General features: G+C 74.6%; 25 protein-coding genes and 1 pseudogene. 8 read left to right on the top strand and 18 right to left on the bottom strand.

The genetic code is table 11. The annotated features are described in order from the left end of the window. Window positions 1–74 precede the first annotated feature (74 nt). The 9 genes and pseudogenes from ACFYO8_RS08560 to ACFYO8_RS08520 form a co-directional block, all read right to left on the bottom strand. Window positions 75–737 (bottom strand): 4'-phosphopantetheinyl transferase superfamily protein, encoded by a 663-nt coding sequence (locus ACFYO8_RS08560; RefSeq protein WP_354867469.1) that lies wholly within the window; start codon window positions 735–737, stop codon window positions 75–77. Next, entirely contained in the window at window positions 734–1558 is an 825-nt protein-coding gene (locus ACFYO8_RS08555; protein ID WP_354867466.1) for a metallophosphoesterase, read from the bottom strand. The genes ACFYO8_RS08560 and ACFYO8_RS08555 overlap by 4 nt, the downstream gene beginning before the upstream one ends. A gap of 76 nt (window positions 1559–1634) precedes the next feature. Beyond that, complete coding sequence (pip, locus tag ACFYO8_RS08550; protein ID WP_387256880.1) at window positions 1635–2585, bottom strand: prolyl aminopeptidase; 951 nt, start codon at window positions 2583–2585, stop codon at window positions 1635–1637. A gap of 43 nt (window positions 2586–2628) precedes the next feature. Further along, on the bottom strand, window positions 2629–3003 hold the full coding sequence (locus ACFYO8_RS08545) for a hypothetical protein (protein ID WP_355095878.1): 375 nt from the start codon (window positions 3001–3003) through the stop codon (window positions 2629–2631). A gap of 115 nt (window positions 3004–3118) precedes the next feature. Further along, complete coding sequence (locus ACFYO8_RS08540; RefSeq protein WP_355095876.1) at window positions 3119–4591, bottom strand: hypothetical protein; 1473 nt, start codon at window positions 4589–4591, stop codon at window positions 3119–3121. Window positions 4592–4726: 135 nt separating this feature from the next. Then, window positions 4727–5689 (bottom strand): sensor histidine kinase, encoded by a 963-nt coding sequence (locus tag ACFYO8_RS08535; RefSeq protein ID WP_355095874.1) that lies wholly within the window; start codon window positions 5687–5689, stop codon window positions 4727–4729. Then, complete coding sequence (locus ACFYO8_RS08530) at window positions 5686–6078, bottom strand: STAS domain-containing protein (protein WP_387187909.1); 393 nt, start codon at window positions 6076–6078, stop codon at window positions 5686–5688. The genes ACFYO8_RS08535 and ACFYO8_RS08530 overlap by 4 nt, the downstream gene beginning before the upstream one ends. Next, a pseudogene (locus tag ACFYO8_RS08525) lies at window positions 6064–6496 on the bottom strand (MEDS domain-containing protein); the annotation flags it as partial. The gene ACFYO8_RS08530 and the pseudogene ACFYO8_RS08525, both read right to left, overlap by 15 nt. 85 nt (window positions 6497–6581) lie before the next feature. Continuing rightward, window positions 6582–7097: a 2'-5' RNA ligase family protein gene (locus ACFYO8_RS08520; protein ID WP_354867450.1), complete on the bottom strand. Its 516-nt coding sequence runs from the start codon at window positions 7095–7097 to the stop codon at window positions 6582–6584. A gap of 97 nt (window positions 7098–7194) precedes the next feature. Here ACFYO8_RS08520 and ACFYO8_RS08515 point away from each other — a divergent pair, with 97 nt between their 5' ends. Continuing rightward, the gene (locus ACFYO8_RS08515; RefSeq protein ID WP_354867447.1) at window positions 7195–7701 is read left to right on the top strand and encodes a DinB family protein; all 507 of its coding nucleotides are present in this window, start codon (window positions 7195–7197) and stop codon (window positions 7699–7701) included. On the opposite strand, the gene ACFYO8_RS08510 is transcribed toward ACFYO8_RS08515, so the two are convergent. Continuing rightward, a complete protein-coding gene (locus ACFYO8_RS08510; RefSeq protein WP_354867444.1) occupies window positions 7688–8665 on the bottom strand; it encodes a glycoside hydrolase family 88 protein in 978 nt (325 codons plus the stop codon). The genes ACFYO8_RS08515 and ACFYO8_RS08510 overlap by 14 nt on opposite strands. Window positions 8666–8789: 124 nt before the next feature. On the opposite strand from ACFYO8_RS08510, the gene ACFYO8_RS08505 reads away from it, so the two are divergent. Next, a complete protein-coding gene (locus ACFYO8_RS08505) occupies window positions 8790–9164 on the top strand; it encodes an SCP2 sterol-binding domain-containing protein (RefSeq protein WP_354867442.1) in 375 nt (124 codons plus the stop codon). Further along, window positions 9161–11221 (top strand): glycogen debranching N-terminal domain-containing protein, encoded by a 2061-nt coding sequence (locus ACFYO8_RS08500; RefSeq protein ID WP_354867440.1) that lies wholly within the window; start codon window positions 9161–9163, stop codon window positions 11219–11221. The genes ACFYO8_RS08505 and ACFYO8_RS08500 overlap by 4 nt, the downstream gene beginning before the upstream one ends. A gap of 12 nt (window positions 11222–11233) precedes the next feature. Here the strand turns inward: ACFYO8_RS08500 and ACFYO8_RS08495 are convergent, their stop codons facing one another. Further along, window positions 11234–11944, bottom strand: a complete 711-nt coding sequence (locus ACFYO8_RS08495; RefSeq protein WP_354867438.1) for a Pr6Pr family membrane protein — start codon at window positions 11942–11944, stop codon at window positions 11234–11236. Between the two features lie 12 nt (window positions 11945–11956). Next, window positions 11957–12646: a hypothetical protein gene (locus tag ACFYO8_RS08490; protein ID WP_354867436.1), complete on the bottom strand. Its 690-nt coding sequence runs from the start codon at window positions 12644–12646 to the stop codon at window positions 11957–11959. 144 nt (window positions 12647–12790) lie between these two features. Here ACFYO8_RS08490 and ACFYO8_RS08485 point away from each other — a divergent pair, with 144 nt between their 5' ends. Next, window positions 12791–13681 (top strand): DUF72 domain-containing protein, encoded by an 891-nt coding sequence (locus ACFYO8_RS08485; RefSeq protein ID WP_354867434.1) that lies wholly within the window; start codon window positions 12791–12793, stop codon window positions 13679–13681. A 36-nt stretch (window positions 13682–13717) separates the two neighbouring features. Then, entirely contained in the window at window positions 13718–13927 is a 210-nt protein-coding gene (locus ACFYO8_RS08480; protein WP_354867431.1) for a GTPase activator, read from the top strand. Window positions 13928–13931: 4 nt separating this feature from the next. Here the strand turns inward: ACFYO8_RS08480 and ACFYO8_RS08475 are convergent, their stop codons facing one another. From ACFYO8_RS08475 to ACFYO8_RS08455, 5 genes are all read right to left on the bottom strand, one after another. Continuing rightward, a complete protein-coding gene (locus ACFYO8_RS08475; RefSeq protein WP_354867428.1) occupies window positions 13932–14315 on the bottom strand; it encodes a hypothetical protein in 384 nt (127 codons plus the stop codon). Window positions 14316–14427: 112 nt separating this feature from the next. Continuing rightward, window positions 14428–15057 carry a hypothetical protein gene (locus ACFYO8_RS08470; protein WP_354867425.1) on the bottom strand — a complete coding sequence of 210 codons (630 nt, stop codon included), beginning with the start codon at window positions 15055–15057 and terminating at the stop codon, window positions 14428–14430. 70 nt (window positions 15058–15127) lie between these two features. Further along, a complete protein-coding gene (locus ACFYO8_RS08465) occupies window positions 15128–15985 on the bottom strand; it encodes an alpha/beta fold hydrolase (protein ID WP_354867423.1) in 858 nt (285 codons plus the stop codon). Window positions 15986–16097: 112 nt separating this feature from the next. Then, window positions 16098–17315 carry a glycosyltransferase gene (locus ACFYO8_RS08460; RefSeq protein ID WP_354867420.1) on the bottom strand — a complete coding sequence of 406 codons (1218 nt, stop codon included), beginning with the start codon at window positions 17313–17315 and terminating at the stop codon, window positions 16098–16100. Between the two features lie 377 nt (window positions 17316–17692). Further along, a complete protein-coding gene (locus ACFYO8_RS08455; protein ID WP_354867417.1) occupies window positions 17693–18904 on the bottom strand; it encodes a globin domain-containing protein in 1212 nt (403 codons plus the stop codon). 153 nt (window positions 18905–19057) lie between these two features. Here ACFYO8_RS08455 and ACFYO8_RS08450 point away from each other — a divergent pair, with 153 nt between their 5' ends. After that, window positions 19058–19495 carry an Rrf2 family transcriptional regulator gene (locus ACFYO8_RS08450; RefSeq protein ID WP_354867414.1) on the top strand — a complete coding sequence of 146 codons (438 nt, stop codon included), beginning with the start codon at window positions 19058–19060 and terminating at the stop codon, window positions 19493–19495. Then, window positions 19495–20127, top strand: a complete 633-nt coding sequence (locus tag ACFYO8_RS08445) for a methyltransferase domain-containing protein (RefSeq protein ID WP_354867412.1) — start codon at window positions 19495–19497, stop codon at window positions 20125–20127. Before ACFYO8_RS08450 ends, ACFYO8_RS08445 begins: the two co-directional genes overlap by 1 nt. 74 nt (window positions 20128–20201) lie before the next feature. Here ACFYO8_RS08445 and ACFYO8_RS08440 read toward each other — a convergent pair whose 3' ends face one another. After that, on the bottom strand, window positions 20202–21458 hold the full coding sequence (locus ACFYO8_RS08440; RefSeq protein WP_354867409.1) for a hypothetical protein: 1257 nt from the start codon (window positions 21456–21458) through the stop codon (window positions 20202–20204). 291 nt (window positions 21459–21749) lie between these two features. On the opposite strand from ACFYO8_RS08440, the gene ACFYO8_RS08435 reads away from it, so the two are divergent. After that, window positions 21750–23864: a DNA topoisomerase IV subunit B gene (locus tag ACFYO8_RS08435; protein WP_354867407.1), complete on the top strand. Its 2115-nt coding sequence runs from the start codon at window positions 21750–21752 to the stop codon at window positions 23862–23864. Window positions 23865–23870: the final 6 nt, after the last annotated feature.

Here is a 23870-nt window from a genome sequence, read left to right as displayed (position 1 = left end):
AGCTAAATGTCCAGGCCCTCTCCGCCCTACCCCAGGTCAGGGCGGGCAAACCGGAAGAATGGTGGAATCGCTGCTCAGGGTCGGTGCGGCACGGCCACGGCGGTCAGCAGCAGCCCACCGGTGACCAGCCAGCGGCCGTCGAGCACGTCGAGCGGCGGGCCACCGTCGGCGCGGGCGCCGTCGACCAGGATCCGGGCGGCGAACCGGCCGGCCCGGTCGAACGTCAGCTCCGCCTCCTCGAACCCGAGCCAGCGCCCGGTCAGCGGGTACCACGCCTTGTAGACCGACTCCTTGGCGCTGAACAGCAGCCGGTCCCAGTGCGTCGCCGGGTCGGCGGCGCGCAGCGCGGCCAGCCGCTCCGGCTCGCCCGCGACGGTGACCACGCCGGCCACCCCGTCGGGCAGCGGCTCGTGCGGCTCCGCGTCGATGCCGAGGCCGGCGAGCGCCCCGGCCGGGGCCACCGCGGCCGCCCGGTAGCCGGCGCAGTGGGTGATGCTGCCCACCACCCCGTCCGGCCAGACCGGCTCCCGACGGGGGCCGGGACGGATCGGCGCGGGGGCGTACCCGAGACGGGCCAGCGCCTCCCGCGCGCAGCGGCGGGCCGTGACGAACTCCTGACGGCGGCCGGTCACCGCGCGGGCGATCAAGTCCTCCTCGCCCGGGTACGGCGCCTCGCCCGGCACGTCGGTGAACGCCTCCACGGCCAGCGCCCCGGCCGGCAGCAGCGCCTCGATCATCCGAGGATCCGCTTCATCGGCGCCGGCTCGCCGCCCCGGCGCCGCCACTCGCGCGGGTAGCCCAGCGACACCTCCTCGAACCGCACCCCGTCGTAGTGGGTGGTGCGCGGGATGTGCAGGTGGCCGTAGACCGCGACGGCGGCGCGGTGGCGTACGTGCCAGTCGGCGGTGCGGTCGGTGCCGCACCACTGGGCGAACTCCGGAAACCAGAGCACATCGGTGGGCTGACGCACCAGCGGCCAGTGGCTGACCAGCACGGTGGGCAGCGCCGGGTCGGTGGCCTCCAGCCGCCGCCGGGTCGCCTCCAGCCGCGCCCAGCACCAGGACTCCCGGTCCGGGTACGGGTCGGGGTGCAGCAGCATCTCGTCGGTGCACACCACGCCCGCGTCGTACGCCTTGCGCAGCGACTCCTCCTTGGTCGTGGTGCCGGGGGCGCGGAACGAGTAGTCGTAGAGCAGGAACAGCGGCGCCACGGTGACCGGCCCGTCCGTGCCCCGCCACACCGGATAGTCGTCCTCCGGGGTCAGCACGCCCAGCTCGCGGCACATCGCCACGAGCGCGTCGTAGCGCGCCACGCCGCGCAGCGTCACCGGGTCGTTCGGGTGGGTCCACAGCTCGTGGTTGCCCGGCGCCCACACCACCTGCGCGAACCGGTCGCGCAGCAGCCGCAGCGTCCGCTCGATGTCGGCGAAGACCTCGCCGACGTCGCCGGCCACGATCAGCCAGTCGTCCGCCGTCCGCGGCCGCAGGCCGTCCACCACCGCGCGGTTCTCCGCGTACGACACGTGGAGGTCACTGACCGCGTACAGCGCACCCGTCACCCGGCCGATCTTGCCAGTGACGCCTCCGGATGACCAGGCCCGCCGGCCGCGCTGTCGGGGCTCCGACCGGTGCCGGTCAGCCGGCCCGCGCGGTCACCTCGTCCAGCGCGCGCAGCACCTCCCGGGTCACGCCCGGCTCGGCGGCGGAGTGCCCGGCATCAGGCACGATCCGCAGTGTCGCCTCCGGCCAGCGCCGGGCCAGGTCGTACGCGGTCACCGGCGGGCAGCACAGGTCGTAGCGGCCGTTGACGATCACGGCGGGCAGGTGCCGGACCCGGTCCACGCCGTCGAGCAACTGGCCCTCGGCGAGGAAACCGCCGTGCACCGCGTAGTGCGACAGGATCCGGGCGACCGGCAGCGCCTGGTCGTCGGCGGTGAAGTGGGCGAGCATCTCCGGGTCGGGCCGCAGTGACGAGTTGACCGCCTCCCACCGGCCCCAGGCCCGCGCGTACTCCCGGGCCCGCGCCTCGTCCGGGCCGTGCAACCGCCTGTGGTACGCGGCCAGCACGTCCCCGCGCTCGTCCGGCGGGATCGGCGCGACGAACCGCTCCCACTCCTCGGGCTGAAGGTGACGCAACCCGCCCTGGTAGAACCAGTCCCGTTCGCTGCGCCGCAGCAGCAGCACGCCGCGCAGGACCAGGCCGGTCACCCGCTCCGGGTGCGTCTGGGCGTACGCCAGGCCGAGCGTCGTGCCCCACGACCCGCCGAACACCAGCCAGGAGCCGATGCCCAGCCGTTGCCGGATGACTTCCAGGTCGGCCACCAGGTGCCAGGTGGTGTTGGCGCGCACCTCGCCGTGCGGGGTGCTGCGGCCGGCGCCGCGCTGGTCGAACAGCACGGCCCGGTGCCGTGCGGGGTCGAAGAACCGGCGGGCCGCCGGCACCAGGCCGCCGCCGGGGCCACCGTGCAGGAACACCACCGGTACGCCGTCCGGCCGCCCCACCTCCTCCACGTACAGGACGTGGCCGTCACCGACCGGGATCCGGTGGGTGCCGTACGGCTCGACGGGTGGGTGCAGGCTGGTCATGCCCGGTCATTGTGCCCGTCGTGGGCCCGCCGGGTGGTCCCGGTCAGCAGGCGACGTTGCCGCCGAGGTTGTCCAGCAGCGCGTCGGCGACCCAGCCGGAGACACCTGTGGTGACGTCCCGCAGGTACGTCCACGTGTAGGTGGTGTGGCCGTTGGCGCTGACCCGGTCGCCGCTGGCGAAGCAGTGGAAGTCGACCGTGTGACTGAGCTGCCCGTAGCCCAGGGAGGCGCAGGTGGTGTGCGGGCCGGTGCGGATGTTGACGTTCGTGGCGTTGAAGAGCTGGCCGAACTTGCTGTCCACGTTGGAGTGGGAGTGGCTGCAGCCGGCGCTCGCCGGTCCGGCCGTACCGGCCACCACGGCGCACGCCGAGGTGGCGGTCAGGACGACGGCGGCACCGATGGAGGAGATTTTCCGCATACCCGTCAACTCCCGCAAAAGGATCGAGATACATCAGCAGATCGATCCAAATATTTGCATAGAGCAAGCTCGATGGGCAAGGTGCGCGCCGCCGGCCCGGCGGCGCGCACCTTGCTCAGGCGGTAGCCGGTACGCCGTTGTCCGTACCGGTGGTCTCCGCCTCGGGCACCCCGCGCGGGGCCGGCGTCCGGACCGCGAACGCGTCGAAGCTCGGACCGTCCAGCCGCTCGACGAACGGCTCCACGGCCGGCGGCTCCGACCGGTCCCGCTCGATTGCGTCCGGCTCGGCCCGCCCGTCCGAGGCCCGGGGCGCCGCCTCGCCCGGGACAGGTACCGCCGGCCGCGTCGGCACCTGCGGGTACTCGGCGGTCTCGCCGCCGCCCGCCGCGGCGGCCATGACCGCCGCCGCGGCCAGATTGGCGACCCGCTTGGCCTCCCGCTGCACCCGGGCCCGGGTGTCCTTGGCGTGCTGCTCGGCCAGGTCCGCCGCGCGCCGCGCCTCGTCGAGCCGCTTGCTCTCCGCGCTCAGGTCCCGGCGTACGCCGACCAGCCGCTCCTCCAACTCGGCGCCGTTGCGCTCGATGACGGCGATCTCCCGGCGGGTGTCCTCCAGCTGCCGGGAGGCCGTCTCCAGCTCCGCCTTCAGCTGGGTCAGCGACTCCTGCCGCTGCTGGATCTCCCGCTGCACAACGGCGAGCTGCTCCTGGTGCGCCGCCGTCTCCTCGTCGGCCCGCTCCCGGACCTCGGTGGCGTACTGCTGCGCCTCGGCGACCAGCGCGGCGATGTCCTTCTCCGCGGCGGCGGCCCGGTCGGCCAGCTCCTGCTCGGCGGCGGCCCGCCGCTCGTCCAGTTCCTTGGCCATGGTGGCCTGCCATTGGGCCAGCTCCTGCTGGGCCTTGCTGCGGTTGGCCTGGACCTCCTGCTGGATCTGCGTCCGCGCGGCCTTCACCAGCGCCTCGGACGCCGAACGCGCCTGCTCGACCTGCTGGGCGCTCTGCTCGGTGATCCGCTTCGCCTCCTGCTGGGCCCGGTCGTGCACGGCCTGGCCCTCGACGCGCAGCTTCTCCGCCAGCTCCCGCACCGCGGTCAGCTCCGCCTGCGCGGCGGCCCGCCGCTCCTCGTCCACCCGCTCCTGCTCGGCCCGGCGGGCGGCCAGGTCCTCGTCCAGGTCACGCCGCTCCCGGGCGGCCTGCTCCTGCGCGGCGACGAGCAGCTTCTCCGCCTGACCCTGGACCTCCTCCGCGCGCCGGGTGGCCACCTCGGTGATCTGGCCGGCCTGCTTCTCCGCCAGGTCCAGGATCTGGTCGACCATCGGGCCGAGGTCGCGGAAGGACGCCCGGTCCACCGGCGGCACCGGACGGTCGCGCAGCTCCACCGCCTCGGCCTGCGCCCGCTGTACCTGCGCGGTCAGGTCGCGCACCTGCGCGTACGCCCGGTCCCGCGCGGCGGTCAGCGCGCTCACCTCGGCGTCGACCTGCTCGACGTACCGGTCCACCTGACGTTTGTCGTAGCCGCGCAGCGCGGGGTCGAATCGCGGTCGCGCGGACAGGTCGTCGTGGGGTGCGAACGGCTCGGCACCGTTTGACATGCGCCATCCTCCGTCGGTTCGCCAGCGCCAGGCCGGCGGATGACCGCCCCGCAGGGCACGATGAGGCGCTACGGTACCGCGTCCGCGCGCGGGGCTCGCCCCGCCCCGGGCCCGGCCCGCCGACCGGCGTCGCGGTCAGACCGGGAAGTGCGGGTTCCCCGCCGTCAGGCGGATGGTGAATCCCTCCGCGTCCCGGTGGTACGTCACGTGGTCGCAGCTCTGGTGGCTGATCCACAGGCCCAGCCCGCCCTCGGAGCCGTCGCCGGCCCGCAGCAGCCCGGCGTACGGGTCCTTGGGGCCGGGGCCTCGATCGTGGACGGTCACCACGATCCGGTCCGACGCGCGCCACAGCCGCATCCGCACCGGCGGCTCGCCGTGCCGCAGCGCGTTGCTGACCACCTCGCTGACGGCGATGACCAGGCCGTCGAGGCTGTCCGGCGGCAGCAGGCCACGATCGGCGGCGTGTACCTCGGCGCGGGCGGCGGCCGGCGTCGGGTCGATCAGCTCGGCCAGCGGCGTGGTCCGCTGCACCGGGTCCGTCGGCGCCGGGCGGTACTCGGTCAGGTAACTCGCCGGATCGGTGTAGAGACCGGCCGCCTCGTGCCCGCCGTCCGGCCGCGCCACCAGCGGGTGGGTACGCGCCACGTCGTTCAGCACGTGCGCGGGCGTACCCCGGCGGTCGTAGGCGCAGATGCCCCAGAGCGGGAAGTCGTCGTAGGCGTGGTTGATCGCCGACTCGTAGCGCGCCCACCAGTCCCAGGTCGCGCCGAGCAGCACCGGAGACAGCTCGCCGACCATCCGGATCTGCGCCGCGCCCGCCGCCACGTACGAGGTGAGCAGCTCCCGGTAGGTCCGCAACGCCACGCTGGGCCGGGCATAGAGGTCGCTGACCGGCAGGAACGTGACCTCGGCGCCCGGCGGCAGCGCCCGGCGGACCAGCTCGGCGTGGCGCTCGCCCAGGGCCGCCGCCGTCGGCTCGCCGGCCGCGACCCCGTCCAGCAGGAACGGCAGCGTCACCGCCAGCAACTCCTCGTCGGAGTCGTAGACGAACGCCTCGTGGAAGTAGCCCACGTGGCCGGCGGCGGCACCGCTCCTCATCGGACGGCCTCCACCCGTACCTCGGTCAGACCGAGCAGGTCGACCAGCCGGGCCGGTGCCCGGCTCGGCGTGCGCAGCACCGCGACGGCGTCGTGCCGGCGGGCGTGGTCGCGCAGGTGCAGCAGAGCGCGGTGGTCGACGAAGCGCAGCTCGGCGGCGTCGAACACGAGCCGGCCCGCCACCGGCCGCGGGTCGGCCCGCTCCAGCGCGGCGGCGAAGTCCCAGTGGTTGGACGGGTCCAGCTCGCCGGCCAGCGCCACAGCCGTGTCGCCGCCGCCGGCGTGCAGCCGGAACAGCACGTCGGCGTTGGTCTGCGGGTGCAGGCAGGCCAGCTCGGCGATCGCCGCGTCGTCCAGTTGCCGGCGGTCGTAGGCGCAGACCGCCGACATCGGCCGGTGCCGCATCCAGTGGTCGATCCGGTGCTCGTAGCGGGCGAAGGCGTCCCGCTGGGCGGCGGTGCGGACCAGGCTCGTCGCCTCGGCCAGCACCCGCAGGCCGGTGTGCCCGGCGGTCAGCGCCTCGGCGGTGGCCCGCGCGTACGCCCGGACCTGCCGGTCGGGGTCGACGATCTCGTCGTGCCGGTACGCCTCGCCGACCGGGACCAGCCGCAGCGCGTCCTGCCGGCGCGGCCTCGACCCCCGGGACCGAGGCCAGCCAGCCGGTGACGGTGGCGCGATCCTCCGGACAGACCACCCAGACCTGCTCACCGGCGGCCAGACCGGCGCTTACCTGCTCGACCGCCAGCGCGCGTAGCGCGGCCGGATCGTCGTAGGCGAGGCAACCGTGGGTGTACCCCGGGTACGACACACCCCCGCTGATCACCGACCCCGCCCCATGCGCCCAGTCTAGGCCCAGCCCAGCGGGGGGCCGCGCCAGGTGTTGCCGCCGGCGGTCAGGGCAGGGGGTGGGCGATGTCGCGGGCGTGGTCGGCCACCGCCGCGCCGACCACGGTCGCGGTCAGCGGCAGCACCTCCAGGCACCGGCGTACCGCCGCGCCCATCAGCGGGTTCGGCACCCGCATGGACAGCGTGCAGTGCGGCACCCAGCGGCCCGGCCGGTAGTGCTCCACCACCTCGACGCCGGCCCGCGCCAGCCGCTCGTGCACGGCGGCGTGGTGCGTCAGCAGCTCCGGCGTCGGGGCCGGGCCGAGCCAGAGCACCCGCCCGACGAACTGCCCGGCGTGCTGGAACTCCAGCCGCAGCGGCGCGGCCACCACGGTTCCGGACAGCGCCTCGGCGACCCGGTGCGGGTCCAGGCGGGGCGCGACGGCCAGCGAGACGTGCGGGCGGTGCCGCTGCGCCAGCAGGGACCGCATGCTCGGCACCCCGTCGGACTCCAGCAGGTCCCACAGCACCCGGATGCGCCGGGTGGCGTCGGTGTCCAGATACAGCTCCAGCGCCGCGACCACGCGCTCACCCTAGAGGCGGGGCCCGTGCCGAGGTTTGCCGGGCACGCCCAGCGGTACTGCCCCGAGGGACGTACGAGAGCAGGGAAGTGAGGTACGCGTGGACGCGACGGACGTGCTGACCGAGGCGTACGGCCGGTTGCCCGATCTGGTCGCCGGAGCGCTCGACGGGCTCGACGCGGCCCGGTTGCGGCGGGCGCCGGCCGACGGGGCGAACCCGGTCGGCTGGCTGGTCTGGCACCTGACCCGGATCCAGGACGACCATGTCGCCGACGTGATGGGCGAGCCGCAGCTCTGGGCCACCGGCGACTGGGCGGCGCGGTGCGGTCTGCCACCCGATCCCGGTGACACCGGTTTCGGGCACGGGCCGGAGCAGGTCGCGGCGGTACGCCCGGAGAACGGCGGCGTGCTGCTGGGCTACCACCGGGCGGTGGTGGACCGGAGCCTCGGCTACCTGCGCGGGCTGCGCCCGGCCGACCTGGACCGGGTGGTGGACGAGAACTGGGATCCGCCGGTCACGCTCGGGGTGCGGCTGGTGAGCGTGCTCGACGACGACCTCCAGCACGTCGGCCAGGCCGCGTACGTGCGAGGGCTCATCCTGCGCTGAGCGCCGCACCGGCCCGGCGCAGCGCGGCGTGCCCGAGCAGGTGACAGGCCTGCGCCTCGGGCGAGGTGCCGGGGCGCTCGAAGTGCGGCGCCCCGCTGACGCCGGTCACCCGGCCGTACGCGTCGATCCGCCGGCCGGCGGCGGCCAGCAGATCGGCGCCCACGTCGAACCAGGGCCGGGGCAGCCATCCGTCGGCCACGCCGGTGAGGGCCGCGTACCCGAGCAACTGGGCGGTGTTCGCCTCGCGGAACGCGGCGGGATCGTCGAGCACGTCGGGGAAGAGGCCGTCCGCACCCCGGTACGCGAGGCAGGCGGTCAGCACCTCCTCGGCGTGCCCGGCCAGCTCGGCGCGCAGGTCGCCCGGCCAGTGCGGCGCGAGCCGCAGCGCGCGGGCGACCCCGGCGACCACCCAGCCGTTGCCGGTGCCCCAGGGGCCGGGCCGGTCCAGCTCACCGCGGTCCTCGTCCCAGCGGGCGGCGTACAGGCCGGTACGCGTGTCGTACAGCCGTCGCCGGTGCCCCTCGACCTGCGCCGCCGCCGCGTCGGCCCGGCCGGTGAGCGCCAGCAGCGGCACCACCATGTAGACCGTGTCCGCCCAGACCTGGTGACCGTCGAGCAGGTGGAACAGCGTGCCGTCGGCGGCCCTCGGGGCGCGGCGGGCCAGCCAGTCGAGCTGGGCGTCCAGCGCGTCGGCGTACCGCCGGTCGCCGGTGCCGCGCGCGGCGTGCCGGACCACCTCGCCGCACGCGGCGCCGTTCACCGCGCCCACCGAGCCGGCCGCCTCCCCGAGCCGCCCGTCCGGCCGCTGCCGGGTCACCGCGGCGTCGGCGACCAGCACGGCGGCCTCGTCCAGGCCCAGGTCGAGCAGCGCCTGACCGAGGATTCCCTGCTCCCAGGACTCGCGCTGCATGGTCAGCAGCGCGAGCAGCACCCGGTCGGCGGTGGGATCCCCGGTGGTCGTCATGGCCCGCAGGGTTACCCGCCGCACCGCCTGGTCTCACCCGGTCCGGGTGAGTTCGCCTCACCCGGAGCGCGGGGACGCTGCGGGACGAGCGGCGCCGGCCGCGACCACCGACGAGGAGGGCCCGATGAGCGTCTCGGCCGCCGAACACCTGAACCGGGGGACCGCGGGCTGGCACCCGGAGCTGCCCGAGACCACCTCCGGCACCATCCGCCTGGACCTGCGCGACGACGGCACCACCGAGCACTGGTACCTGACCGTCGACCGGCAGGACGTCCGGGTGGACCGCCTGGGCGAGGAGGCGGACCTGGTGGTCGGCGCCGATCGGGAGGTGTTCGACCGGATGGCGGCGGGGCGCCTGCATCCGTTCGAAGCGCTGCTGCGCAACGACCTCGCCGCGCGGGGCGACCTCAGGCTGCTGATGACGCTGCGCCGGATCTTCCCCGGTCCGCCGGAGGCCCGGCACCCCCGGGACGTGGCCGGACGGACGGCGGCCCGATGAAGCAGGAGCTGGTCCACGTCCTCGCCGGCAACGCGTTCGCGTTGAGCGACGCGCAGGGCGACATGGAACGTGACCCGTGCGCCCCGATCGGCCTGTTCTCCTTCGACACCCGGTTCCTGTCCCACTGGGTGCTCACCATCGACGGCGAACGGCTGCACGCGCTGTCCCGCGACGACCTGACCTACTTCGAGACCCGTTTCGTGCTGGTGCCGGGGGCGGCCAGCCACTACGTGGACGCCGACGTCTCGGTGATCCGGCACCGCTCGATCGACGAGGCGTACCACGAGAGCATCACCGTGCTCAACCACTCGCCCGAACCCGCCGAGTACACGGTGCGGCTGGAGATGGGCAGCGACTTCGCCTCCACCTCGGAGATCCGGCGCCCCGGCACCCGGCGTCCGACGATCGTCCCCGACCCGGCCGGACAGCGGTTGCGGATCCGGTACGAACGCGGCCGGTTCATCCGGGAGACCTGCGTGTCCAGCTCCGCCCGGGGGCAGGTGGACACGCGCGGGATGACCTTCCGGGTGACCGTCGAACCGCAGGGCATGTGGCACGTCGACCTGCACATCGCCATGATCATCCAGGGGGCCGGGGGACGGGACCTACGGGCCGACATCGAGTCGCACCGCCGCCACGTCCGGCAGGACATGCGCGACGACCTCGAACGGTGGCTGGACCGGGCGCCGCACCTGGTCGCCGACCGGCCCGCGCTCACCGCCGTGTACCGGCAGGCCCTCACCGACCTGGCCGCCCTGCGGTACACGCCACTGGCGTACACGGAGCGGGTGCCGGTCGGCGGGCTGCCCTGGGCGATGACGCTGTACGGGCGCGACGCGCTCGTCACCTGCCTCCAGACGCTCCCGTTCACGCCCGAACTGACCCGGGGCACCCTGCACACGCTGGCGATGTTGCAGGGTGGCCAGCTCGACGACTTCCGCGAGGAGGAGCCCGGCAAGATCCTCGCCGAGCTGCGGTACGGCGAGGCGGCCGCGTTCGGCGAGCAACCCACAGCCGTCTACTACGGGGCGGCCGACACCACGCCGCTGTTCGTGATCCTGCTCGACGAGTACGAGCGCTGGACCGGCGACACCGACCTGGTGCACGAGTTGCGGCACCCGGCCCGGATGGCGCTGGACTGGCTGACCCGGTACGGCGACCTGTGCGGCGACGGCTACCTGCGCTACCAGCCCCGCAACGCGGACAACGGGGTGGCCAACCACGCCTGGCGCAGCACGCCCGCGGCGATCGTCGACCGGCACGGCGTGGAGCCGCCGTACCCGCGCGCCACCTGCGAGCTCCAGGGGTACGCGTACGACGCGCGGATCCGGGGCGCCCGCCTGGCCCGGGAGTTCTGGGGCGACCCGGACTACGCCGAGCGACTGGAGGCCGACGCCGCGCGGCTGCGGGAACGGTTCGACAGTGACTTCTGGCTGCCGCAGCGGGGCTACTACGCGCTGGCGCTCACCCCGGACGGTGAGCCGGTCGACGCGCTCACCTCACACCTGGGGCACCTGCTGTGGAGCGGCATCGTGGCGCCGGAGCGGGCCGATTCGGTGGCCGGGCACCTGTACGGGCCGGACCTGTTCTCCGGCTGGGGCGTGCGCACCTACGCGCAGGGGCAGCGGCCGTACAACCCGGTCGGCGCGCACCTCGGCGCGGTGTGGCCCTGGGACAACGCGATGGTCGCGGCGGGCCTGCGGCGGTACGGCTACGACGAGGAGGCGGCCGACATCGCCGCGGGCGTGTTCGCGGTGGCGGAGACGCTCGGCGGCTCGGTCCCGGAGGCGATCGTCGGCTATCCCCGCCCGGTGACCAAGTACCCGGTCCAGTTGCCGGAGGCCGGGCGGCCGCAGTCGTGGGCGTCGGGCGGGCTGCTGATGCTGTTGTCGACCATGCTGGGGTTGCGCCCGTGCGGGGAGAACCTGCTGGTGAACCCGGCCATCCCGGCCGGTTTCGGACCCATCGAGCTGCTCGACGTGCCGGGCCGGTGGGGGCGGGCCGACTCGTACGGCCGGGAACGCGGCGGGGGCCGGCCGGCCCGCCCGGCCGCCTGACCGGCCCGCCGCTCAGCCCGTGCCGCTGGTCTCCCGCTGGGCCACCGGCGGCTCCACCGGGCCGGCTGCGGGTGGCGGCTGCGCCGCTTCGGCACGGCCGGCCCGGGCGAGCAGCCGGTCCACGCCCACGAACAGCAGGCCCAGCAGCCAGAACACCGCGGCGAACCCGGCCGCGCTGACCGCCACCCCGTCGTAGCCCAGCTCGCCCGCGTCGATGAACGGGTACGGGTAGCTGTCCACGATCAGGCCGCGTGCGAGCGCGAATCCCAGGTATCCGACCGGGAACGCCAGCCACCAGGCGGCGTGCCGGGGGCGCAGCCGGCCGCGCCTGTCGAACAGCGCCCAGTCGGCGACCGCCAGCAGCGGCACCACTGTGTGCAGCAACTGGTTGCCCCACCACTCGCCCGGTTGCCGGTCCGGCTGGGTCATGGCGAACGGGCTCGCCGGGTTGGCCAGCACCAGGTGGTAGACGGTGCCGGTGATGGTGATGTAGAGGGTCACCGCTCCCTTGACGACACTCGACGGCTCCGGCCGGTCGCGTAGCGCGCGCCAGGCGGCGCACCCGGCGAGGAGACCGACCGCCACGTTGCTCTGAATGGTGAAGTACGGCAGCAGCCCGGTCACCGTGGCGGGGCCCAGGGCGGTGAGCACGATGCCGGCCGGCACGGCGAGCACCACTGCGAGGCGGAGGAGGATCGCCGGTAGGCGACGCCGGGAGGTCACCGGGGCAAGTTATCAGCCGGTACGCCGCCCGGGCGGGGTGCCGGCCGGGCGGCCGGCGTGCCCGGGCGCGGGGACGTCCACCTGCGGCGGCCCGCCGGACGGGCGGACCGGAGGCGCGGGCCTGCCGCCGCCCCGTGTGCCGGCCCGGCCCGGCGGATCGGTGTCGCCGAGCAGCCCGGCGCAGTAGTCCGGCACGCGGCTGCGGCCCCCGGCTGCGGCGACGAGGTCGGTGAAGGCGGGCGCGGCCAGGGCGCGGCCTCGTTCCGTTTCGGCCAGGGCCCGGTACGCGACGCACAGGCCGGGTGGTGCGGACGGTTGCGGGGTCCGGCGCGCCGGCGTGCCGGCCGGCGGGCTCGGACGGGCCGACGGCGTGGGCGGCGCGGTGACGGCCGGTGGCGCCGCCGGGCGGGTGGCGGGCCGCAGGTTACCGGTCGCGGCGATCGCGACGCCGCTGGTGAGGGTCGCGGCGAGCGCGGACACGGCCACCCGGGCGGCGAACCGGAACCGGCGGCGCCGACGTACCCGCCGGGCCGCGTGGAACGCCGCCACCGCTGCCGCCTCGCCGTCGAGTTCGCCCGCGCCGGGCGCGGTCCGGACCGCGGCCAGCACGGCGACCAGGCCCAGGGGAGCGGACGGCGCGTCGCCGGAACGACCGGCGAGCAACCGCTCGACGGTCTCCTGGTCCAGGCCGGATGCGTCCATCTCGTCACCCTCAGCGCCGTCACCCGGCCCGGTGTCACACTCCGACGCCGCAGACGCGGTGAGGTCGTTCACCCCCGCCGCCGGTCACGGCCGGTCAGGCATCTCCAGTTGCCGATGTCCGGCGGTAGCGGTGAACTGAACTACATGGGTGTCATCAAGGTGGGCACGTCCTCGTGGGCGGACCAGATGCTGATTCGCTCCGGCTGGTATCCGCGCGGGGTCAACACTCCCGCCGGCAGGCTGGGCTGGTACGCCGAACGGTTCGGACTGGTCGAGGTGGACACGTCGTACTACGCGGTGCCGGTGCCGGAGACCACGGCGGGGTGGGCGGCCGCCACCCCGGACGGGTTCACCTTCGACGTCAAGGCGTTCCGCATGTTCACTGGCCATCACACGCCGGTCGACGCGCTGCCCCGCGACCTGCGTCCGGCCGGCGGTCCGAGCCGGATCCGCTGGCGCGACCTGCCCGCCGGGGCGTACGACGAGTTGTGGGACCGGTTCCACGCGGCGCTGGCGCCGCTCGCGGCGGCCGACCGGCTCGGCGCCGTGCTGTTGCAGTTCCCGCCGTGGCTGGCGCGGAGCGAGGCGGCCCGGCGGCGGATCCTGGACGCCGCACGGCGCTGCCGTCCCTGGCCGGTAACCGTCGAGCTACGGCACTCGTCGTGGTTCGACGGGGACGCGATGGCCGACACCGTGACGTTCCTGCGCGACCACGACCTCGGGTACGCGTGCGTGGACATGCCGCAGGGGCACGTCTCCTCGGTGCCGCCGATCCTGGTCGCCACCACCGACCTGGCTGTGATCCGGTTCCACGGGCACAGCACCGCCTGGGAGAGCGGAGACAAGCAGGAGCGGTTCCGCTACGCCTACGGCGAGCGGGAGCTGCGGCACTGGTCGGTGCTGCTGCGCGAGCTGGCCGACCGGTGCGCCGAGCTGCATGTGCTGATGAACAACTGCTGCGGCGACCAGGCCCAGCGCGACGCCGCCCGCCTGGCCGACCTGCTCGGCGTCGCGTCCGCCGCCGCGCGCGCCTGACGTTTCCCCGGCCGTCGTCCGGGTACCGCCGGATGCATGGACGACCGCGAAGGGGGAGCTGTGGAGAAGCGGCACGGCGAGGACGAGCGAGACCCGCGAGCGACCCGGGAGGCCGAGGAGGCGCACGGCGGCAGCATGGCGCCGGGCCTGGTCGACGACACCGGGCACCCGGTGGCCGAGTCGCCGGTGCCGGACAACGAGCCGTCGGCGCCGGGCCGGCCGGGTGAGGACGGCACCGGCTCCTGAGCTCTCAGGGGCGCGTCTCCGGGCGCATCCCGGTCGCCTCCTCCAGCGCGTTGTCGCCGAGGTCGCCGTCCGCGCTGTCGTCCGGGAACGTCCGCCCGGACGGGGCCGGATCCGGCGGCGCACCCGGTCCGGCCATGGGCGTCCGGGTCGGCTCGACCGATCCGAACCCGTGCCGCCCGGCCTTCGGCCCGCCCGGCCGGGTCCCGGCCGCCCGTCGTTCACCGAGCCGCCCCTCGGGCACCGCGGTCTCCTCGCTGCCCTCGTCCATCGGGTCGCTGTCGCCCGCTCCCCACGGCGGGTCGGCGTCGAAGCCGTCGGTGGTGCCCCACGGCGCCGCCGACTCCGGCCCGCGCCCGTCGTCCGTACCCGGCCGGTTCCTGCTGGTCATGGTCACCTCACCTCGCCTGCTGTGCCCGCGCCGCCGCCAGCGGCCGGTTCGGGTCCCGGTGCACCGCGCGGCCGGTGACCCACCCCGATGTGGGTCGCCGGCCGCGCGGTGGTCAACGGGCCGCCCCGACCAGATGACGTCCGGCCGCGCCCACGGCGGCCGCCTTGCCGATGTTCTTCGGCGCGGACATCAGCCCACCCGCGCGGTCCAGCATGCCCCGGAACACCTGGCCCGGCTTCTGCTGCTCGCCCATGTACGCCGACACCACGACGAGCGCGCCGGTCAGCGCCGGGACCGCCCACTGGAGCAGCTTCATCTGCCGCTGGCTGGCGGCGACGTTCGCCGGGGTGTGGTGGTTGGGTTCGGTGGTCCCCTCGACCGGCGGCCCGCCGGCCCGCTCCAGCCGCATGCCGACCAGCCGGCTGTAGCCGGTCACCGCCAGCGCGCCGACGGTGAGTGCGGTCTTCACCGCGCTCATCTTCCCCACGCCCGCCTGGCGGGCCATCCGCGGGCTCTCGGTGACCAGTTCGCCGACCGCGCCGGCCAGGTGCGCGCCGATCGCCGCCGCGTTCACCGGTGTCCACCGCGCCCACCCGGCCGAGGCCACCGGAAGCCGCTCGGTCGTGTCGTTGATCCGCGCCGCCGCGCCGTTGACGCCGAGTGCCCCCATCAGGGAACCGCCGAACCAGGCCGCCAGGCCCAGGTCGTGCATCGAGCGCAGCGTGGTGTGCCGTTCTGACATCAGATCCCCCTCCGCCGTGTTCGGGCGAAGCGGCATACCCACGATCGGGCGACTCACGCCCGGGCGTGGCTCACCGGCGGGGGAGCGTGCCCGCGAACGCGGCGATCCGGGCGGCCAGTGGCGCTGACGCGCGTACCCAGGTGAAGTGGTCGAGCGACGCGCCCGCCTCGGTCACCGTGTAGCGGTGCCGCGTCACCGGCGCGCCGGTCAGCTTCTCGCACAGGTGGTCGAGCGTCTCGTGCGGCGTGTACTGGTCGTCGTCGACGCTCACCGCGAGCACCGGTGTGCGGATCCGCCGCACGGCGGCCTCCGCGTCCACCCCGTCCAGCGCCGGGAACCGGCCGGTGCGGGCGGTGTGCGCCCAGTCCCGGATCACGCCGACGGCCTGCCGGCCGCCGAAACCCCAGCCCGGCCAGACGCCGAGCAGCCGGGCCGTCGCCGCGATCGCCTGGGTGTACGGCAGCACGCCCCACCCGCGCAGGCCCGGGTACCGCCGCCACCACGGCAGTCCCACCGCCACCAGGGCCAGCCCGTCCACCCGCTCGGCGTCGTGCAGCGCCTGGTGCAGCACCGCGACCTGGCCGCCGAGGGAGTGCCCGAGCAACACCCGGGTGCGGCCGTCGAGCCGGGGCTTGAGCGCGTCGAGCACGGCGCCGATGTCGGTGGACATCTCCTGGTAGCCGTAGCGGCAGGCGCGCGACGGCGCGGGGGTGCTCTCGCCGGTGCCGCGCAGGTCGGCCACGATCACCGCGAGCCCGGCGTCGCGCAGCGCGGCGGCGAACGGCCGGTAGTAGCGGGCGCGCACGCCCATGGCGGGCCAGATCAGCACCACCGGGGCGCCGGGTGGACCGGCCGGCTCCGGGTAGACCTGCACGCCGATGCGTGCGCCGTCGACGTCCACGAACTCCTGGGTGTAGTCCCCGCTCACCCGGACAAGCGTACGGCCCGAACCTACCGCCGGGTAGGAAGGGTGGGCCGGCGCACACCCTCGTCCGCGGCGGCCAGGCTCAGGTGCGTCCCGAGCTGGTCGGGGTGTGTCCTCACGCCACCGCCGGTGTGGGCCGGGCCGCGCTGGTCAACGTGCCGTAGACGGCGCTGAGCTGCTCGGCGCAGCGCCTCCAGGAGTACCGGCTGCGGATGCGGTCCAGCGCGGCAGTGGCGTACGTGAACCGGCGCACGTTGTCGCCGAGCAGCCGGCGCAGCGCGGTACCGATCGCGCGTGGATCGCGCGGCGGCACCAGGTCACCGGTGAGTCCGTCCACCACGCTGTCGGCGATGCCGCCCACGTTCGTGCCGATCACCGGCACGCCGCAGGCCATCCCCTCCAGCGGGGTGAGCCCGAACGGCTCGTACCAGGGGGCGGCCACCAGTACGTCCGCCGACCGGTACCAGGCGCCCATCTCCTCGCGGGGCACGCCGCCGAGCAGCCGTACGCGGTCGGCCACGCCGCACGAGTCGGCGAGCGCGGACAGCCGGCGCGCGAACGAGTCCGCGGGCAACAGGTGGGCCGGCGGGCCGCCGGCCACCACGCACTCCGCGTCCGGCACCGCGGGCAGCGCCCGGACCACGTCCAGGAAGCCCTTGCGCTCGACCATCCGCCCGACGGTGAGGATGCGCGGGCGGGCCGGGTCGCGGGGCGCGACCGGGCCGTCCGGGCGGAACACCGCCTCGTTGACGCCGGACGGCACGAGCGCCATCCGGGAGCGGGGCACACCCATCCGGACCAGCTCCGCGACCTCGTCGGAGCACTGCACGACCACCCGGTCCACCGCCCGGCCGAGCGCCCGCTCGTAGCCGACGCGCCCTGGTGGGCTGGTGTCCCGGGCGCCCTGGTGGCGACGCTTGACGGTGCCGAGCGCGTGGTACGTCAGCACCGTCGGCACACCGGTGCGGCGGCCGGCGTGCACGGTGGCCAGCCCGCTCATCCAGAAGTGCGCGTGTGCCACGTCCGGCGTCCAGTCGCCGTGGCGCCAGGTGCCGGCCAGCCAGTTGCCGAACTCGCCCATGTACGGCAGCAGTTCGTCCTTCGGCACTCGCCGGGCGGGACCGGCCGGCACGTGGCACACCTGGTAGCCGTCCGGCGCGGGCACCGCCTCGGGCAGCGCGGGGGAGTCGCGGCGGGTGTAGACACGGACGTCGTGGCCCGCGTGGGTGAGCGCGGACGCGAGTTCCGCCACGTGCGTGTGCTGACCGCCCGCTTCCTCCTCGCCGAGGGCGGCGAGTGGGTCGGCGTGCGCGGAAATCATCGCGATGCGCATGTCTCCTCTTCCATCGAGCGTCATCACCTTCTACTCGTGGAGCCGGCCGCGTCGCGGCACAGGCCCGGAGCGAAGGAGCACGTGGCCGCGTCGAGCCGGTCTGCCGTGCTCGCGGCGGCTGAACCGCTCCTCCCCGGCGGCGGCCACGACCCGGCCGTCGGCCACCAGGGCCGCGGCCGGGTCATGAAATCGCATTGATGCCGAGGACACGCATGGGTGGACCCCTACCCTCGGGACCCGCCCCTAACCAGCAGATCGTCGACTTCTCCGCGGGCCCGCCGCCTCCGCTGTGGAGGCTCCTTGCCCTGGGCGGGGCAGCGACGCGTGCCCCGTATCGAAAAGCGGGGCTGCTCAGGTCCTGTTTCGTGGCGGTGCGCTCAGTCCGGCAGCATCCCGGGGCCGAACACCTCGTACGCGATCCGCTCGGCCGGCACGCCCCGGCGCAGCAGGTTGCTCCGGACCAGGTTCATGAACGCCACCGGACCGCACAGGTGCACGGCCACCCCGGCGGGCAGCGGGAGCCGGTCCGGGTCGATCAGCCCGGCGGACACCTGCGCCTTCAGGCCGGGCAGGTCGGCCCCGGCGGCGTCGAGATACCAGAGGTGGACGGCCAGGTTCGGCAGCCGCCGCTGGAGCGCCGGCAGTTCCGCGCGCAACGCGTGCGCCTCGGCGTGCCGGTCGGCGTGCGCCAGTGTCACCTGACGCCCGGGGTCCCGGTCCGCCAGGTGGGCCAGCGCCGCCATCGCGGGGGTGAGCCCGATACCGGCGCTGACCAGCAGCAGCGGCCCTTCGTCGCCGGTGGCGTCGACCTCACCGAACGCCGGGCTGAGCCGCAACGTGTCGCCGGCGGCCACCCGGTCGTGCAGGTGACCGGAGACCATGCCGTCGGGTGCGCCGGCCTCGCCGCGTACCCGCTTCACGGTGATCCGCCACTCCGTGGCGCCGGGACGGCCGGAGAGGCTGTACTGGCGGATCTGCTGTCCCCGGCCGCCGTCCAGGTCGACCGCGACCGAGACGTACCGGCCGGGGGTGAAGCCGGGCGCGGCGCCGCCGTCGGCCGGCGCGAGGGTGAGCGAGACGACGTCGGCGCTCTCCTGGGTGCGGCCGGTCACCCGCCACTCCCGCCACACCGGCGCGGCCTCGGGCACGCCGGCGCCGGCGTAGAGCCGCGCCTCGCGGGCGATCAGCTCGCAGGCCAGCAGCCAGTAGACCTCGTCCCAGGCGGCGGCCACCTCCGCGGTGACGGCGTCGCCGAGCACCTCGCCGACGGCGGCGAGCAGATGCCGGCCGACGATCGGGTACTGGGTGGCGGTGATGCCGAGCGAGGCGTGCTTGTGCGCGATCCGGTCCAGGACCGGCCCCCACGGCGTGCCGGCCCCGCCGGTCAGGTGCGCCGCGTACGCGACCACGGCCGAGGCGAGGGCGGCCTTCTGCGCCCCGGTGGCCTGGTTGCCCCGGTTGAACAGGTCGAGCAGTTCCGGGTGGGCGTCGAACATCCGCTTGTAGAAGCGGCCGGTGATGGCCTCGCCGTGCGCCTGCACGACGGGCAGGGTGGCGGTCACGACTGCCGTTGAGGATTCCGAGAGCACTACCGAATCTCCTTCCAGGGCTCGAACAGGTCGATCCCACGAAACAGGACTTGTCTATTCCTCTTTCAGGGTCGAAGGTCCCGGGAGCGCAGTGGCATAGGTCACCGTGAATCCGCTTGTGTCGCGGACGCGCCGAATGGCTAGGGTCGGTGCGTGAGGCTGAACCGGTCGACCGACATGGCGCTGCGGATCGCCATGCTGACCGCCGCGTCCCCGGTCCGGGCCACCGTCGACGAGCTCGCCACCCGGCTGGAGCTGCCTCGCAGCCACGTCGCGAAGGTGGTGCAGCGGCTGCAGCGCATCGGTGTCCTGGTGACCATCCGGGGCCGCTCCGGCGGCGTGGCCTTCGCCGAGCACGCCGGTGACCTCACCGTCGGCCGGGTGGTCCGCGCCTTCGAGGGCGACGGCGAGGTGGTCGACTGCGCCCAGCCGGTCTGCCCGCTGGTCGCGGAGTGCCGGCTCCGCGGTGAGCTGCGCCGCGCGCAGGCCGCCTTCCTCGCCGTGCTCGACGGGGTACGCCTCGGCGACCTGGTCGACGGTGCCGCCGGCCCGCTCCTGCTCAGCCTCGGCAACCCGCCGGCCGGTCGCTGATGGCCGTCTCCCATCCGATCTTCGCCCGGTTGTTCGCCCGCGCCAGCGTCGCCATGGACCAGGCCGGCATGGCCGGGCACCGCGCCCGCCTCGTCGCCGGACTGCACGGCCGGGTGGTGGAGATCGGCGCCGGCAACGGGCGCAACCTGACCCACTACCCGCCGGGGGTGAGCCACGTGCTCGCCGTCGAGCCGGAACCGCGCCTGCGCGCACTGGCCCGCGCCGCCGCGCCCGCCGCCCCGGTGCCGGTGACCGTCGCCGCCGGACTGGCCGAGGCGCTGCCGGTCGCCGACGGCGCCGCCGACGCCGTGGTGCTGTCGCTCGTGCTCTGCTCGGTGCCGGACCAGGCCGTCGCGCTCGCCGAGGCGTGCCGGGTGCTGCGGCCCGGGGGCGAGCTGCGCTTCTACGAACATGTGGTGGCCCAGACGCCGGGCCTGCGCCGGGCCCAGCGCCTGGCCGACGCGACACTGTGGCCGCTGTGCTGCGCCGGGTGCCACACCGCGCGGGACACGGTGGCCGCGATCCGGGCCGCCGGGTTCACGGTGACCGAGCTGGACCGTTTCCGATTTCCGCCGGCCGGGCTGCCCGCACCGGCTTCGCCGCACGTCCTCGGCGCCGCGATCCGGGCCTGACGCGCCGCACCGGGCCGCGCCCGCGTGCCGGCCGGGCTCGGCCGGCGCCCTCGCGGGGCGCCGGCCGTTCGGGCTCAGCTCACGGTCACCGTGCCGTCCGGGGCGCGGACGCAGGCGACGGTACGGGCGCCGGTCGCCGCCGCCCCGGCCAGGCACCGGCCGAGCACCCGGTGCCCGGCGGCGTTCGGGTGCCACGACTCCTGGCAGGTCTGGAAGTACGTGCCGCAGGCGTTGGCGATGCGCTGGATGTCCAGCTTGTCGTATCCGGACAGGCTGGTCACGAACGTGCCGGTCGGCCCGTCCATCAGCCGGATCGGCGTGGCCAGCGCGTTGGCCGGGCTGCCGGTCGACTCGCAGAGCCGGGCGCCGTCGAACGCGCGCTGCACGTTCAGGTAGACCAGGTCGTCCTGCGGGAACTCGCCGGCGAGCGTGCCGCGTACCGAGCCGACGAGCGTGCCGAGCCCCTGGGAGAAGCGGTGTCCGGGTGCCAGGCTGGCCCGGTGGATCGGGCAGCCGGCCGCGTACCGCTCGGCGCCCAGCGCGCGGAACTTGTCCCGGGTGTCGTCGCGGCTGTCCTCGGTCCAGTAGCTCTGGTCCAGCTCGAACGGCAGCGGGTTGGTGTAGTCCTGGAAGACCACCCGGTGCCGGCCGTCGGCATCGATCTCGTCCAGCGTGGTGAGCAGCTGCCGCAGCGCCGCGGTGGTCTCCGCGGTGGCGGCGGCGAACTGCGCGGCGGTGCCCAGGTCGGCGTCCGTGCACGGCTTCTGCTCCACCGGCCCGCCCAGGTACGCCCAGAACTCCCACCAGCCGGTCCACGCGTCGGCGATGAACCGGTTGGCGCACTTCTCCGCCACGCTGCCGAAGGTGAACGAGCTGTTGTTCGAGCCGAGGCCGACCAGCACCAGGTCGATGTCGTGGGTCCGCGCCACCGTCCGGAGCTGGTCGAGCTGCGCGGCCACCTGCCGTCCCTTCGTGCGGGTGGCCGAGGCGCCTGCGATGTCGTACGGCTGGCCTCCCGAGCAGGCCAGGTTGAACCGCGCGGAGATGCCGGGCAGGTCGGCCTGGAACAGCGAGGCGTTCGGCGAACGGTGGCAGAAGTAGGCGTTGGCGTTGGCGGCGGACCAGCCGGGGAAGCCCTGGGCCACCCCGTTGACGTCCACCACCGGCGCGTACGCCCCGGCGCCCTCCCCACTGATGAAGCTGTCACCCAGCGCCACCGCGGCGGTGGGCAGCGCGGCGGCGGCCGGCTGGGCGGGTGCCGCGGCGGCGGGTAACGCGACAGCGGCGAGCGCCACCGCCGCCGCGAGCACGGAACGACGGAACAGGGACATGCCCGACCCTCCACAACATCGAAAGGTGAAAGATTCTTCAGAGTGGCGATCAGATCACGAGCGTGTGACGGACGTCAATGGCTCGACATGCGCCGCCCTCGTCGGGGAAGACATCCGGTGCCCAGGTCGTTGTGCCGCCTGGACGCCCCGCCCGTCCCGCCGGTGCCGCCGTACGCGGCCGCGCCGCGGACCGGGCCGGCAGGTCGATCGCGCAACGCACCGCCCCGGTGCCGCCGACCTGTCGGGGCACCCGGCTAGGCTCGCTGCGGCGCGCCGCGCCCGGCGATCATCGTGGGGGGATCACACGGTGAACGGCACCACACCGCCGAGACCTGGGAGTACGACCAGTTGACCGCACAGCCTGAGACCCTCTACGGGGCCGACGACCTGACGCATCTGGAGGGCCTCGACGCCGTCCGGAAGCGCCCCGGCATGTACATCGGCTCCACCGACAGCCGTGGCGTGGGTCACCTCGTCAACGAGATCCTCGACAACTCCACCGACGAGGGTGTCGCCGGTCACGCCACGAAGGTCGACGTGATCCTGCACGCCGACGGCTCGGTCCAGGTCGACGACGACGGCCGCGGCATCCCCACCGACGTGCACGCCAAGTCCGGCATCTCCGGCGTCGAGCTGGTGCTGACCCGCCTGCACGCGGGCGGCAAGTTCGGCGGCTCCGGCTACAAGACCTCCGGCGGTCTGCACGGCGTCGGCGCGTCGGCGGTCAACGCGCTGTCCCGTCGTTTCGACGTCACGGTCCGGCGCGGCGGCAAGGTCCACGCCATGTCGTTCCGCCACGGCGTGCCGGGCGTCTTCGACGGCGACGGTCCGGACGCGCCGTTCACACCCGGCCCCGGCCTCCAGATCATCGGCGCGATGAAGCGCGGCCAGCGCACCGGCACCTCGATCCGCTGGTGGCACGACCCCCGCTACTTCGAGACCGGCGCCGGGCTCGACACCGAGGCGGTCCGGCTCAAGCTGCGCAACACCGCGTTCCTCGTCCCCGGTGTGGCCTACCGGCTGCGCGACGAGACCGGCGAGGAACCCGTCGAGGAGCGCTTCCACTTCCCCGACGGACTCACCGACATGGTGGAATACCTCGCCCCGGCCGGCGACCGGCCGGTCTCCGGCACGCTGCTGGTCACCGGCGAGGGCACCTACCGGGAGAACGCCGCCGACGCCAACGGCGTCATGCAGTCCAACGTGCAGCGCCGCGCCGAGGTCGAGGTGGCGTTCCGCTGGGGCACCGGCTACGAGCGCACCGTCGAGTGCTTCACCAACACCATCCGCAACGCCCACGGGGGCACCCACCGCAAGGGCTTCGAGCGGGCGCTGGCCCGTACCCTCGCCGAGGCCGCCCGCAACGCCCGCGGCCTGCTCAAGCCCAAGGAGGACGCGCCCAGCCTGGACGACGTCCTGGAGGGCATGACCGCCGTGGTGCACGTGCGCATCCCCGAGCCGCAGTTCACCTCGCAGACAAAGGACGAGCTGTCCACCGCTGGCATCACCAAGGTGCTCCAGGGCCTGGTCGAGGCGCACCTCAAGAGCTGGCTGGACGACCGCCGGACCAAGGCCGAGGCGCGGACGGTGCTCCAGAAGATCGTCGACGCGGCCCGCGTCCGGCTCACCCAGAAGCAGCAGAAGGACGCCGCCCGCCGCAAGACCGCGCTGGAGGGCGCGGCCATGCCGGCCAAGCTGGTCGACTGCCGAGCCGCGGGCATCGAGAGAAGCGAACTGTTCATCGTGGAGGGGGACAGCGCCCTCGGGACGGGGCGCCTCGCCCGGTCCTCGGAGTACCAGGCGCTGCTGCCGATCCGCGGCAAGATCCTCAACGTGCAGAAGGCCAGCCTCCAGCAGGTGCTGGACAACGCCGAGTGCGCGGCCATCGTGCAGGTGCTCGGCGCCGGCTCCGGGCGGACGTTCGACCTGTCCGCCCTGCGCTACGGCCGGGTGCTCATCATGGCCGACGCCGATGTCGACGGCGCCCACATCCGCACCCTGCTGATCACGTTGTTCGCCCGCTACATGCGACCGCTGGTCGAGGCCGGGCGGCTCTACGCGGCGATGCCGCCCCTGCACAAGATCACCACTAGGGGGCGCAGCCCGCAGACCGTCTACACCTACACCCAGGCGGAGATGGAGGCGACGGTCCGCAAGCTGGAGAAGGCCGGCAAGCAGATCGTCACGCCGATCCCGCGCTTCAAGGGCCTCGGTGAGATGGACGCCGACGAGTTGTGGGAGACCACCATGAACCCGGCCACCCGGGCGGTCCGCCGGATCACGCTCGACGACGTCGAGGCCGCCGAGCGGATCCTCGAACTGCTCATGGGGGAGAAGGTCGAGCCCCGCCGCAACTGGCTGATCGACTCCGCCGACCGGGTCGACCGCGACGCCATCGACGCCTGACCAACG

This window comes from Micromonospora sp. NPDC005257, from assembly GCF_042872445.1.
Lineage (GTDB): Bacteria > Actinomycetota > Actinomycetes > Mycobacteriales > Micromonosporaceae > Micromonospora.
The sequence above is the reverse complement of the archived record's forward strand: the minus strand, read 5'-3'. Positions and strand labels throughout refer to the sequence as shown.